The following is a 12314-nucleotide window of genomic DNA, read 5'->3' as shown; positions in this document are numbered from 1 at the left end:
GCCTACCACCTGCCTGAGAGAAGGAATAGCATCGACATGAGAAAAACTGCTCTGAGCGCCATTAACGTTGTGTGGTTCCGTGACGACCTCCGTCTAGCCGATCACCCCGCACTCAGTGCAGCCATGGCAGATACTCACGTGCCTACCGTGGCAGTGTTTGTTCTTGATGAAGAGTCTGAGGGCATCCGCCCGTTGGGTGCTGGTGCAAAGTGGTGGCTGCACCACAGTCTGGTGGACTTATCCAAGGATCTCGACGCGCTGAACGTTCCGCTGGTGCTGTTGAAGGGGCCGGCAGCGCCGCTGGTCACTGAGTTGGTTAGCAAGCTGTGTACACTGTTCGGGCTGCCCGCCAACGGGCTGTCCATGCACTGGAACCGCCGGTACGGTGGGGGAGAACGCAGCGTTGATACCGAAATCAAGGCAGCCCTGCGGGAACTTGGCTGTTCCGTTAGTAGCTATTCCGGCACCTTGTTGCACGAACCCTGGGTTGTTAAGACCAAGGAAGAGAGGCACTACAAGGTGTTCACACCGTTCTATAACGCGCTGCTTGCCCTCCCGCTGCGCCCCGAATTTCCCGCACCAGAGAGGGCCCAAGAACAGCTGGAGCTTGACGGGCTTAGGGCGGGAAGCAGCAGCGACGATCTAGAAAGTTGGGAACTGCTGCCCAAGGCTCCGGATTGGTCCGCAGGGCTAGCCAACGCTTGGACACCTGGTGAGGGCGCCGCCCATGAAAGGCTAGCGCTGGTCCTTGATGAGGTTGCCGCCGGATACCTCACAGGACGGGACCGGCCCGGCTCTGATGAAACCTCCCGGCTTTCGCCCGCACTGCGCTGGGGGCATCTGAGCCCTGTCCAAGTATGGGAAGCATTGGGCGCCTTGGCCGCGGCGAACCGAGAAGCCGCCGACGGCGCCCGGGCCATCATGCGCCAACTGGCCTGGCGGGACTTTTGCTGGAACCAGCTCTACCACCAGCCGCACTTACACCAGCAGAATCTTCGCCCGGAATTTGACGGCTTTGATTGGTCTTGGCCCACCACGGTGCTGCCCGTACCCGGTAGCGCGGGCGCTGCGAGCGGAGCATCTGTGAGCGGATCCGGTGAGAGCGAGCCGGGCCAAGCAATCATCGATGAGCTTTACACTGCCTGGTGCCGAGGCGAGAGCGGGTTCCCGTTGGTGGATGCCGGCATGCGTCAACTATGGCAGATCGGGTGGATGCATAACCGCGTGCGCATGGTTGTTGCCAGTTTGCTGGTGAAGAATTTGGGTATCCATTGGCGAGCCGGCGAGGCTTGGTTCTGGGACACCCTCGTGGATGCTGATGCGGCATCCAATCCGGCGAACTGGCAGTGGGTAGCTGGGTGTGGTACTGACGCCGCACCCTATTTCAGGGTCTTCAACCCTGTACTGCAAGCCAAAAAATTCGATCCACACGGCCGGTACCAGGCACAGTTTGCCCCGACACTTAGTCACGAGCCAGTTGTAGACCTCAAGGAATCACGTGCAGCTGCGCTTGCAGCCTATGAGCATATGAAGCAAAGCGCTCGAAGCGGTGAGGCGCTGCTCTAGCGCGCCTCACCGCCTCGAGCTGCTGCCTTAGCTTCGGTGAGCGGACAATGTATCTAGCTGGCCGCCGTGAGCCCCGTCTCCGGCGCCAGCTCCGTCAGCCTCACCGTCGGCACCTCCGTCACCATGGCCGCTGGCGTGCGTGGCTGCCCGGGAGAGCTTGGAGGGCCACCAGATGACTTTGCCCAGATCGTAGCTGAGGGCCGGGACCAGCAATGACCTGACCACAAAGGTATCCAGCAGCACCCCGAACGCCACGATGAAGGCAATCTGGGCCAAGAAGAGGATGGGAATTACACCAAGAGCCGAGAAAGTAGCGGCCAGAACCAGCCCTGCCGAGGTGATCACGCCACCAGTAATGACCAGCCCGCGGATGATCCCGTCATGGGTGCCATGTTTGAGTGATTCCTCCCGCACTCGAGTCATCAAGAAGATGTTGTAGTCAATGCCCAGGGCTACAAGGAAGATGAATCCGAAGAGCGGGACCGCGGGATCGGCGCCGGGGAAGTGGAACACGTGGTTGAAGAAAAAGGCCGCCACTCCCAAGGCCGTGCCAAAGGACAGCACGGTGGTCAGGACCAACAGCGCCGGTGCCAGGACAGAACGCAGAAGCATCATAAGGATGAGCAGAATGACCACCAGAACCACGGGGATGATCAAGTTGCGGTCATGGATGGAGGCGTCGTTAGTGTCAATCGAGGTGGCCGTGACACCGCCCACCAGAGCCTGCGGGACAACGCCGGAGAGGCCGGTCCGTAGCTCGCGCACCACGGAGGAGGCAGCGTCAGAATCCGCGGCATCAGCGAGTGTGCCTTGTAGCATGATGTCCCCGTTGGCCACTGTGGGTTGGGGAGCTGCTGCCCCGGGTGCGCCCATGGCTCCAATGCCTTGGGCTGTGACAGTGGCGCTGCCGCCGGGGGCATCTGCCGCAACAACTGAGACAGAGTCAACACCCTCCTGCGCCAACAGCACATCCGCCGCATCCTGCAACTGCGCCTGTGGCACAACAACAAGCACGGGACTGCCGGTGCCGCCCGGGAAATGCTGGCCTAAGATGGCTTGGCCATCACGTGCCTCGGAGGAGCCCAATACCAGCTCCGATTGCGGAACCCCACTGGCATTGAGCGTGGTGGCGCCAAAGACGCCTATCAGCAGGACGGCGGTGGTCACCATCCAGATCAAGCGCGGACGGCGTTTGATGGTTCGGGACAGCTTGGCCCAGACACCCGTGGCGTGCACTCCATGTTCTGCTGCCACAACGTTTGGTTCATATTTGGGCCGGCGCGGCCAGAACGCGTTGCGGCCAAAAGCGAACAACAGTGCCGGTAGGAGAGTCAGGGCAGAAAGCATGGCAAAGACTATGCCTATCGCAGCTACTGGTCCTAGTGAACTGTTGGATTTCAAATCGCTGAGCAGCAGACAAAGCAAGCCCACAATAACTGTCCCGCCGGAAGCGGCAATCGGTTCTGCGGACTTGCGGATGGCCGCCATGCTCGCGGACCATTTATCCGTGGAGATACGCAACTCTTCCCGGTAACGAGAAACGTAGAGCAGTGAGTAGTCCGTGGCGGCGCCAATGACCAGAATGAACAAGATGCCCTGGGTTTGGCCGCTCAGCAGCAGGATTCCAGCTTTCGCCAGCCACCAGACACTCAGTAGGGCCACGCACAGGGCAAACAGGCTGGTGGCCAGCACGGCCACCGGGAGCAACAGGGAGCGGTAGACGGCAATCAAGATGACGAACACAGCCAAAAGAGCCACGCCGAGCAGGATCCCGTCGATCCCGGAGAAACCTTCGATCAAATCTGCCGTGAATCCGGCCGGGCCGGTGACATGAACTGAAACGCCCTCAGGTGCTGATGCGCGCAGAGTAGTGCCAATGGTGGTGACGATCTCGCCAATGTCGGCATCGGATTGGATGGGAACGAAAGCCTGGAGTGCCCGGCCGTCTTTTGAGGGGATGGCAGGGGATACGTCCTGGCCCACGCCGGCAATCTTGGTCAGTTCTGAAACTTGCTCAGACACCGCCGCTATGTCATTTGGGCTCAGGGTGTCGGTGCTGGAGAAGACCAGGACGGCGGGAATCTCGTCAGAGTCACGGAAATCACTCTGCAGTTTTTGTACTTGGGTGGCGTCAGAGGAGGACGGCAGGTAGGTGGTTGGATCATTAGATGAGACCTCGCTGACCTTGCCAAAGTAGGGTCCGCCAATGGAGCCGCCAACAAACCAAGCGATGATGATCAGCGCCGGCAGCAGTGTCCTCAGCCATTTTCGGGGTTTGTGCTGTGGTTTGCCGGGATTTGTCCCGGCGTGAGGGCTGGCTTTGTGCCTGCTCATATTCAGTTCTCCATCGCTAACAAATTTTAATCTAGTTTAGCTAGTAAATACTAAAGCTTGCAACAAGTGGAGCTCTTTATATAGGAGCTGGGATAGAATTATGTTCATGGCAAGTATCAAGGAAAATGAAGCTCCATTGCCGAGAAACCTCTACGATGTGAATGCTGCCGACCCCGACAGTCAGCTCATTGACCGGGCGGCAATGGCCCCGGCCGAAATTGAGAGCATTGGCCAGCTTATGGCTGCGCTGGGTAGGCTGCGCGTTGCCGAGAAGGAGCTCTCGGACGCCTCGCTGCGGTACATGAAACTCAACCAATCCGATATGCGGGCGCTGCACTACTTGATCGTAGCGGCGAACACCCAAGACATTGCCACCCCCGGTGCCATTGCCGCTCACCTGAAAATCTCGACGGCGTCCACCACCAAGCTGCTGGACCGGCTCGAAAGTGCGGGACACATCATCCGTCAGGCCCATCCCACCGACCGCCGGGCGCTGGCGATCACCATCACTGCGAAAACCCGGCAAGCGGCCATGGACACGGTGGGGCGCCAACAAGCCAAGCGATTCTATGCGGCGGCGCGGTTGAGTCAGGCAGAACGCGATGTGGTGATCCGTTTCCTTGATGACATGAGCCAAGAAATTTCCCTCAATGGTGTGGCCTGGGCGCAACAGGGCTGAACCGCCGCAGTGAAGGTGCGCCACGTTTTACGCCAAGGACAGGAACAGCTTCTCCAGTTTGCCGCTGTCCAGGTCTTCGCTGTGGCCTGAGGCCAGACATTCCTTCAGGCTCCCAGCGACCAGTCCAAACCCCGCCCGGTCTAGAGCCTTGCCGGCGGCTGGTTCAGCCGGCTCTTCGGAGGAAAGTGACACGTTCGCTAACTTCTCAGTGACGTCATCGGCCCACGGGCTTAGCCGCGCCGCCGTCAGTCGGTAAAACTTTTTCATGCCCGCTCAGGAGCCACCCAGCCGCAAGGTGATCGCGCGGGCGCACTTTTTGGCGGCCTCGCCCAAATTTGCCAATTGTTCGGGGGAGACGCGGAACCGTGGCGCGGGGATGAGTACGGCGGCCACCAGATGACCGCGGTGGTCAAAGACGGGGGCGGCCACACCCACCTCGTCCAAGGCCGATTCCCCATAGTTGGTGGCATATCCGCGTTTTGCTACGTCTCCGAGCCGGACTGCGTAGGCCTCCAGCCCGGCTTCATCTAAACCAGCAAAGCGAATGGTGCCGTTAAACATCAGTTCCCGGACCCTTTCTTCCGGCTCCAGAGCCAAAAATACTTGGACGGAGGCGCTCATTGCGTCACTGTACCGGGCGCCGAAGGGTGCGGTGTGCTTGACCTGCTGGGTGCTGGGGAATTGTTGCACACACATGGATTCGCGCCCATTCCACAACATCAGAGCGCTGGTTTCCCCTGTGCGTTCGGGCAAGACTTGGAGCAAGGGGTAAGCCACGCGGCGTTCATCCAGTTCCGCCAGGAGCGCCCCGGCCACGGCGATCAGACCCAACTTGTAGCGCCGTCCTCGCCAATTACCAAGATGCAGTGCTCACGGTAACCGCCAGCTCCGGGCTGACCGTCCATGACGGTGACCATGGGCTCCAAGGAGACCACCATGCCTGGTTCCAAGACTGTGTCAATGTCCTTGCACACGGTACCGTCCGTGTTGATGCCTGACCGGAACCACACCCAGGTATCGCGGATTTCTGATCGGGGAAGGTCTTGGCGATCTCATGCACCACGCACGGTGACGGTAGTCAAAAAGTATCATTTGACAAGGCGATCGAAACGATGCGTCAGACAGGTGCCGACATGATGAGCAAGTACAAGGAAACCTCCCGCGGGGGCCTGGCCGTGAACGCGATTGAGTGCTGAGCCATGACCACCACACACCATGATTCCGGCCAAGGGTAAGGGCTGGAGCGCGAGGCGGACATTATTGATAACCTGCAATTTAGTGACCGCAGGCATCTTGATCAAGGCGCTGTTGGGGCCAGCGGTCACCAAGGTGAACCCAAGGGGCACTTCTTCATGCGCCCCCATGGCGCCAAAAGGCGGGTGTTGATCATGGTCTCAACGTTTGAGCACTGCCCCAATGACTTGCTGTTCAGGACCCAGACCGGGGAACTGCCGGTGGATATTGTTGCTGTAGTCTCCAACCACCTGGACCATGAGCGGTTGGCGCAATGGCATGGCATACAGTTTTTCCATGTCCCCATCTCCGCCGCGACTAAGCCGGCTACTGAGGCTCGGTTACTGGAATTGGTAAATGAGCTGGACGTTGAGCTGGTGGTGTTGGCCCGCTATATGCAGGTGCTCAGTGATGTTTTGACCCGGAAGCTGGACGGGCGTGCCACTGCCCACTACGTCAACATCGAGCTCGATGAAGGGCCCATCATTTCCCAACAAATTGTGGAAGTGGACCACATCTTCGGACCCGATGATCTTGTGGCGGCGGGCAGGGACACCGAGTGCAAGGCATTGAGTAACGCAGTCCAGGGGCATTGTGAAGGTCGCGTTATTCTTCACGGTAACCGGACCGTTGTGCTGCGCTAGGTGGTGCTGCGCTTGAGATGCGCGCCCGCATCTCAAGCGCTAACTCTTCGCACAGGGCAAAGTGGTCAACCTGGTCCGCGGTGCTTAGCCTCTGCCGCGTCCACTGTGGAGTCCGGCATAGCGGAACGCATCGGAATTTTCGGCAACGGATTCCCTGGCTGGGAGAACCTGGTGAACCAGCTTGTTCACAGCTTCGCCAGCTTGGGCTTTCACGCTCTCTTGGACACTCGCCACGGTGCCCTGCACTTCATCTCTATTCCAGAGCTTCCGCACCGAGGATTTCAGTTGATCGTAGTGAGCCCTCCCGGCCCTACTTCCTAGAATATATTCAGCGCCAAGGCCTGCAATGAACGTCAACTTAGCTTTCATACGTACTCCATCCGTCCTGTTTTGGCTCTTTTTTAGGGAAAAATTGCGCTCGTGAAGAAAGCAAGCACCCTTTCAGAGATCTACCGCTCAGAGATCCACAGTGCCGCTTTCTCCTGCATCAATTCTTTCCCCGCTGATGCGTGCCTTGGCCCACTTGAACACAGTGGCCAAGACGCCGCCGGGAGATTCCCAATATTGAGCACCATCGGGGCGCACCCGGATCAAGACCAATTCCTTGGACTCGGGGCCATCCGGGTAGAAAGCAGCGGCTGCCGGATTCCACAATTCCCGCGCTTTCGCTTCACTGGTGATCACTGCGGCTTGTCCGTGAAGTGAGAGCCACTGGTCTTTTCCCGCGAAGGAAAGGTTAACCTCTGGTGCCAGCTGCGCCTGTTCAACAGGGGAGGTGCCAGCAGAGCTGAGAAACCACAGTTCACCGCTGTCCTCGACCTTGGCAACCGTCATTGGATGACTGAGCAAGCCGTCAGGGCCTTGGGTAGTGAACATGCAAATGCGGTGCGAATTGATGATCGTCAGGACTTTGTTGAGGTCTTCGGTTGCTGAATCTTCGTTCGTTAACATGGGGACATTCCTCCTAAAGTGGACGCTGCTTTGGTTAGCACGCTGCTCTGGCTAGGCTGCTGACTTGTTGCGGCCGGTGATGGCTCCGTAGACGCCCGCAACAACCAGGCCGCCAACAATGGCTAGGAGCCACGAGCCTAGGCTCCAAAATTCCATTTTTCCGCCGCCGAAGAGAAGGTCTCCGATCCATCCTCCAACAATGGCGCCAACCACACCCAATACAAGGCTGGTGATCCAACCGCCGTTAACCCGTCCTGGCAGAACTGCCTTAACAATGGCGCCGACAATTAGACCCAAGATAATCCATCCGATGAAACCCATGGTTACTCCTAAAGTGCAAGAAAGTCTTTACTCGTATGGCGTAATTGAGAACGGTCTCCATGCACTGCTCTCAGTGCATCAATACTGCACGCATTTCGAGTTTTTGCCATCGATCCAACGGGATCGACTCATCTACCCTAACCACATTCTTGGACTAAATGCACGCCAAGATACGTAAATTTGCGGTGGAAGGCCGGTCCTGAGTATTGCTGGAAAGCAGTGACATTGATTCCTGCCGGGGTTCCTGCAAGGAGCCGTCCCAACGGAGATATCCATACGGATAACGCTGAATTTTCACGGCGATTACCTCAGGAAGATCTTGGATATTTGTTCACTGGGTGGTTAGAGTCTAGAAACGAGGAGGGCGTCCTAGAACTGACGCAGCAAGAAGACTTGTTTCACTACGTGCCAAAACGATTGTGGAGGAAACGCTATGTTTGAACGATTCACAACACTTGATGAGATTTTTTGCTACAAGCTTGGAACTGCGCTGACCATGGAACACGATTCTTTGGATTTGATGGAGGAGTTGTCAAAGTCAGCGATGCGCAGTGTTCTCACGGAATTCTTTGACGAACATGCCCAAGAAACCCGGCTGAACATTGAGAATCTGGAACAGTGCCTGGCATTGATGGGTAAGGAAAACAGCCAGCATCCCTCGCCCACTACCAAGGGTCTGGCCAAAGAATTGAAATCTTTTATGGCCAAAACTGACAACACACTCGTAGACGCTGTTGTTGTTGCCGGGGCTTTGGAAAGCCAGCACCATGAGGTGGCCGTGTACGAGTCTCTCCTCCTACAAGCAAAATCCCTCGACGTCACCGAAGCAGTTCCACTCTTGAGTCAAAACTACTCACGGGAGCAGCTAGCCCTTGAAAAACTGAGGGCAGCCGCGGACACTCTGGCCCAGGCGGATGCCAGAGACCAAGATGGTGCAAACGGTGCTGGCCATGCTGTGATTGAGGTTCCGCCCTACCTGCCCCCGGGAAGCGTCTAGTTGCTGATCCTAAATCCCGGCGTGAGTGCGCCGGCCGTTAGCGCGCGAAGGAAGCGTTGCCGCGCTTACTTTCATGACCAGCAATGCCCTCTGTAAGCAAACCACTATCTGCCCAACTGCCAGGAGAAAAAATGAATTACAGTGCTGAACCAGTAGAAATCTCCATCCGACTCCAGGATGGCGATTGGACGCCCGAATCCCTGAAAGAATTGGTGGGCTCCTACCAGCAGAAGCTGCAGGCAATGGGAGCGCCGGAAAACGCCATCGAAACGGTGGTGAAAACACCGGATGACGGCTCGGCATCCGTCCATGTCAGTTGGTCTCACCAAGGCCAGCAAACCTTCGCGGACATGAGTCAGACCGCCGTCAGCGAGGCACCTGACGCCCGTGGACATGGGGAAGTGATTCCGCCCGGAGAACCAACCCAAGACTCCCAAGGTCTGGGCGCTATTCTTGGTGACGCGGAACGTTCCGCCATTGACGAACCCGCCACTGACCGCGCTGTTCAAGCAGGGGAAAACGCCGTGGAACAAGCCGGTAATGATTACCTGATCAAAACGGGAGCAGATGGAAAAACGTACGTGGAGGACGTCGACCCCGCCAAGGGGTGACCCGCCCACAGCGTAAAGCCTAAAGCCTAAAGCCTAAAGCCTAAAGCCTAAAGCCTAAAGCACTGTGACCCAGATGCGCCCCGGAGTTGCAACCGTGGTAGCTTGGGCGGTGGACACGACACGGGGTGCCGCCTGGCGGCTGAGAGCTAGACCCGTTGAACCTGATCTCGATAATCCGAGCGAAGGGATGCCGGTCCTGCAGCAATGACGATTCGTAGCCCTTAGGGTGGCGTATTGGAGCGTTCCTGGCATCCTTTCGCACTACTGAAGGGTGCATGCGATGCAAATCAAGGACCAAATTGTACTGATCACTGGAGCCGGCCGAGGCCTAGGCGCGGATGTGGCACGCTCCTTTGCCCGGGAAGGCGCCAAAGTGGTGCTGAACTACCGCAACAGCGAGGAATCAGCCCAGAGACTCGCCGCCGAAAGCGGTCCCGAGCAAGCTATTGCGCTGAGGGCAGATGTCACCAACACCCAAGAGGTACAGGACATGGTGGCAGCTGCTGCGGAGTATTTCTCTGCACCCATTACCACCGTGATCAACAATGCCTTGCCTGATTTTTCCTTCAACGGGGACGGCCGTTCCAAAGCCCATGCCATTGAATACGGTGAGTTCACGGCACAGTTCTCCGGTGTTGTGGGAGGTGCGCTTAACACGATTCAGGCGGCGCTTCCAGGCATGGCTCTTGCAGGGTGGGGCTCCATCATCAACATCGGCACCAACCTGTTTCAAAACCCGGTAGTGCCCTACCACGACTACACCGCCGCCAAAGCGGCGTTGCTGGCACTGACCCGGACCTTTGCTGCCGATCTAGGCCCGTCCAATATTCGCGTGAACATGGTCTCCGGGGGATTGCTGCGCACCACTGACGCCTCAGCGGCCACCCCAGAGGAAGTCTTTGAACTGATTGCCGGTGGTACCCCACTGCGTAAGGTGACTACCCCGGCCGAATTTGCTGACGCAGCACTATTCTTCGCCTCACCCTGGTCCCGAGCCGTCACGGGGCAGAACCTTGTAGTCGACGGCGGATTGGTCATGAACTAAGGATGGAAACGCTCTCCTGCCCCACAATCCGGGCGATGCACATCAACGCGTTCCTTTTCGGGGCCGGACACCACACCATGGGCTGGCGGCATCCTGAGTCCAGTGCAGCCCGGGTTGGGCAAATACAGTATTTCGAGGAACTAGCCCAGCTGGCCGAAACCGGCTGTCTTGACGCGGTTTTCTTCGCCGACGGGCACGCCGTCAACCGCCAGTATTCTGCCGGGGTACCCGGGCTTCTTGAGCCGATTACGGCGTTGAGCGCCATGGCCCGGGCCACAACGCACATTGGCCTGGTCACCACGGTCTCCTCAAGTTTCTACACGCCCTTTCACGCAGCACGCATGCTGGCATCACTGGATCACATCAGCGGGGGCCGGGTGGGTGCGAACATTGTGACTTCCATGTTTGATGCCGAGGCGCAAAACCATGGTTTTGCGGCCCTGCCCTCTCACGCGGAACGTTATGAACGGGCCAATGAATTTGTGCGGGTGTTAGGGCAACTGTGGGACTCTTGGTCGGATGAGGCATTGCCAAGAGACCGGGAGAAGGGAATGTTCCTTGATCCGGAGCAGATCCAGCCCATTAACCATGTTGGCAAGTACTTCCAGGTGGCTGGGCCACTGAACGTGCCGCGTTCTCCGCAGGGGCGCCCGGTGCTCTTTCAAGCCGGTTCCTCCGAGGCTGGGCGGGACTTTGCTGCTCATTTTGCCGAAGCTATTTACTCGGTGTCTTGGGATCAGGACTCCGCACTTGAGTTCGCCACAGACATCAGAAGGCGCCTGGACGCTGCAGGCCGTGCTGGGACGCAGGTTCCTGTGCTCCCGGGTCTTGTGACATATGTGGGCGCAAGCCGTGAAGAGGCCTTGGCGAAGAAACGGGCGCTGGATGCCTACTTGGACATTGATGCGGCCATCACTCAGCTCAATATTTTCACGGGCATGGATTACCGTACTCATGGGCTGGATGATCTGGTGGCGCCATTGGCGCCAGCTTCCACCTTTACCGGCCCTCAAGGCCGGTACCTCACCGTGGCACGCATTATCGAGACCAAGAAGCCCACACTGCGCGAATTGCTGGGTTTTCTGGCCGCCGGGGGAGGCCATGCCACCATGATTGGTACCCCCACCGAGGTGGCGGATGAAATGGTGGCCTGGTTTGAATCTGGGGCGTGCGATGGGTTCAACCTGATGTGCCCCGCGTACCCCGATTCACTGCGGGACTTTGTTGACTTGGTGGTTCCGATCCTGCAGGAACGCGGGCTGTTCCGTACGGCCTATGAAGGAAGTACGCTGCGTGAAAACCTGGGCCTGGCACGGCCCGCGCGTCACCAAATTCCATGAACCCGTACCGTCCGTGGAATTTCCGGCTTTCTGACCCTGGGCGGGAACAATGAAACCGTCCTCCCTGGGTTGCATTTTCATACCCCCGCATCAGAGATGACGTCATGAAGCTGGGTTGTTGTGGTGTGAGGGGCCACTGGCGGACCCGCAGCCAGTAAGAGCTAAGGACGTGGCCGCGGCAGCTAAGAGAAGGGCTAAACGCACGGATTTGGGGTGGGAGAACTGAGCGGTATTGCTCATGGTGACGATCCTATACAGAGTGCCCGTCTTGCAGTACAGGGACTTGTACTCACCGCAGGGTATCTCTGCCCCGAGTGAGTGTTTTAGTGCCTCGGCACTGAGAGTGGGGGAGCCCTGCGCCAAATCCTTACCCTGAGAATCGATGACTCGCACCTTGTTTGCGTGGCTCAGGAGTGAGGCGCTGATAGTGAACTTTCGAGTGGTTGGGGCTTGGATGAGATGCTCTCCGGGCCAGAACAGCGGCAGTGATTCAATGATGCGTGCCAGAAGGGCAGGAAGGAGCCGCAACGCGCTGGCTTCCGTCCGCGGTGGGCCGGGCAACCCGGCACACTGGACTGGCTTAGATTGGTTCT

Annotated in this window: 13 protein-coding genes, 3 pseudogenes and 1 riboswitch; of the genes and pseudogenes, 8 read left to right on the top strand and 8 right to left on the bottom strand. The window is 58.2% G+C overall.

What is annotated here, in order from left to right; translation table 11 throughout:
- The first annotated feature begins 36 nt into the window (after nucleotides 1-36).
- Nucleotides 37-1566 carry a cryptochrome/photolyase family protein gene (locus tag CVS29_RS14945; protein ID WP_110107132.1) on the top strand — a complete coding sequence of 510 codons (1530 nt, stop codon included), beginning with the start codon at nucleotides 37-39 and terminating at the stop codon, nucleotides 1564-1566.
- Nucleotides 1567-1593: 27 nt separating this feature from the next.
- Here the strand turns inward: CVS29_RS14945 and CVS29_RS14940 are convergent, their stop codons facing one another.
- On the bottom strand, nucleotides 1594-3900 hold the full coding sequence (locus tag CVS29_RS14940) for an MMPL family transporter (RefSeq protein WP_110107131.1): 2307 nt from the start codon (nucleotides 3898-3900) through the stop codon (nucleotides 1594-1596).
- A gap of 106 nt (nucleotides 3901-4006) precedes the next feature.
- Between CVS29_RS14940 and CVS29_RS14935 the strand changes: the two genes are divergently transcribed.
- The gene (locus CVS29_RS14935) at nucleotides 4007-4579 is read left to right on the top strand and encodes a MarR family winged helix-turn-helix transcriptional regulator (RefSeq protein WP_110107188.1); all 573 of its coding nucleotides are present in this window, start codon (nucleotides 4007-4009) and stop codon (nucleotides 4577-4579) included.
- Nucleotides 4580-4606: 27 nt separating this feature from the next.
- Here CVS29_RS14935 and CVS29_RS18710 read toward each other — a convergent pair whose 3' ends face one another.
- The 3 genes and pseudogenes from CVS29_RS18710 to CVS29_RS14920 form a co-directional block, all read right to left on the bottom strand.
- Nucleotides 4607-4846 carry a hypothetical protein gene (locus CVS29_RS18710; RefSeq protein ID WP_179442350.1) on the bottom strand — a complete coding sequence of 80 codons (240 nt, stop codon included), beginning with the start codon at nucleotides 4844-4846 and terminating at the stop codon, nucleotides 4607-4609.
- 6 nt (nucleotides 4847-4852) lie between these two features.
- Nucleotides 4853-5419: pseudogene (locus CVS29_RS14925) on the bottom strand (IclR family transcriptional regulator); the annotation flags it as partial.
- Nucleotides 5401-5642, bottom strand: a pseudogene (locus CVS29_RS14920) (hypothetical protein); the annotation flags it as partial. The pseudogenes CVS29_RS14925 and CVS29_RS14920, both read right to left, overlap by 19 nt.
- A 1-nt stretch (nucleotide 5643) precedes the next feature.
- Here CVS29_RS14920 and CVS29_RS14915 point away from each other — a divergent pair.
- Together CVS29_RS14915 and CVS29_RS14910 are read left to right on the top strand one after the other, a co-directional pair.
- Nucleotides 5644-5775, top strand: a pseudogene (locus tag CVS29_RS14915) (L-serine ammonia-lyase, iron-sulfur-dependent, subunit alpha); the annotation flags it as partial.
- 42 nt (nucleotides 5776-5817) lie between these two features.
- On the top strand, nucleotides 5818-6456 hold the full coding sequence (locus CVS29_RS14910) for a formyltetrahydrofolate deformylase (RefSeq protein WP_146213073.1): 639 nt from the start codon (nucleotides 5818-5820) through the stop codon (nucleotides 6454-6456).
- An 84-nt stretch (nucleotides 6457-6540) separates the two neighbouring features.
- On the opposite strand, the gene CVS29_RS14905 is transcribed toward CVS29_RS14910, so the two are convergent.
- The 3 genes from CVS29_RS14905 to CVS29_RS14895 all read right to left on the bottom strand — a co-directional run bounded on the left by CVS29_RS14905 (nucleotide 6541) and on the right by CVS29_RS14895 (nucleotide 7728).
- On the bottom strand, nucleotides 6541-6825 hold the full coding sequence (locus CVS29_RS14905) for a YtxH domain-containing protein (protein WP_110107129.1): 285 nt from the start codon (nucleotides 6823-6825) through the stop codon (nucleotides 6541-6543).
- 87 nt (nucleotides 6826-6912) lie between these two features.
- Entirely contained in the window at nucleotides 6913-7407 is a 495-nt protein-coding gene (locus CVS29_RS14900; protein ID WP_110107128.1) for a pyridoxamine 5'-phosphate oxidase family protein, read from the bottom strand.
- Nucleotides 7408-7458: 51 nt separating this feature from the next.
- Complete coding sequence (locus tag CVS29_RS14895) at nucleotides 7459-7728, bottom strand: GlsB/YeaQ/YmgE family stress response membrane protein (protein ID WP_110107127.1); 270 nt, start codon at nucleotides 7726-7728, stop codon at nucleotides 7459-7461.
- A gap of 433 nt (nucleotides 7729-8161) precedes the next feature.
- Here CVS29_RS14895 and CVS29_RS14890 point away from each other — a divergent pair, with 433 nt between their 5' ends.
- From CVS29_RS14890 to CVS29_RS14875, 4 genes are all read left to right on the top strand, one after another.
- Complete coding sequence (locus tag CVS29_RS14890; protein WP_110107126.1) at nucleotides 8162-8725, top strand: YciE/YciF ferroxidase family protein; 564 nt, start codon at nucleotides 8162-8164, stop codon at nucleotides 8723-8725.
- A 131-nt stretch (nucleotides 8726-8856) separates the two neighbouring features.
- Complete coding sequence (locus CVS29_RS18705) at nucleotides 8857-9336, top strand: hypothetical protein (protein WP_179442352.1); 480 nt, start codon at nucleotides 8857-8859, stop codon at nucleotides 9334-9336.
- A gap of 111 nt (nucleotides 9337-9447) precedes the next feature.
- A riboswitch (TPP riboswitch) is annotated at nucleotides 9448-9541 on the top strand.
- A 75-nt stretch (nucleotides 9542-9616) separates the two neighbouring features.
- Nucleotides 9617-10381, top strand: coding sequence for a 3-oxoacyl-ACP reductase (locus tag CVS29_RS14880; RefSeq protein ID WP_110107125.1), 765 nt, complete (start codon nucleotides 9617-9619; stop codon nucleotides 10379-10381).
- A gap of 35 nt (nucleotides 10382-10416) precedes the next feature.
- The gene (locus tag CVS29_RS14875; protein ID WP_245932263.1) at nucleotides 10417-11721 is read left to right on the top strand and encodes an LLM class flavin-dependent oxidoreductase; all 1305 of its coding nucleotides are present in this window, start codon (nucleotides 10417-10419) and stop codon (nucleotides 11719-11721) included.
- Nucleotides 11722-11823: 102 nt separating this feature from the next.
- On the opposite strand, the gene CVS29_RS14870 is transcribed toward CVS29_RS14875, so the two are convergent.
- On the bottom strand, nucleotides 11824-12282 hold the full coding sequence (locus tag CVS29_RS14870) for a hypothetical protein (protein ID WP_146213072.1): 459 nt from the start codon (nucleotides 12280-12282) through the stop codon (nucleotides 11824-11826).
- Nucleotides 12283-12314 lie beyond the last annotated feature (32 nt).

The organism is Arthrobacter psychrochitiniphilus, from assembly GCF_003185915.1.
In the GTDB taxonomy this organism is placed as follows: domain Bacteria; phylum Actinomycetota; class Actinomycetes; order Actinomycetales; family Micrococcaceae; genus Specibacter; species Specibacter psychrochitiniphilus.
The sequence above is the reverse complement of the archived record's forward strand: the minus strand, read 5'-3'. Positions and strand labels throughout refer to the sequence as shown.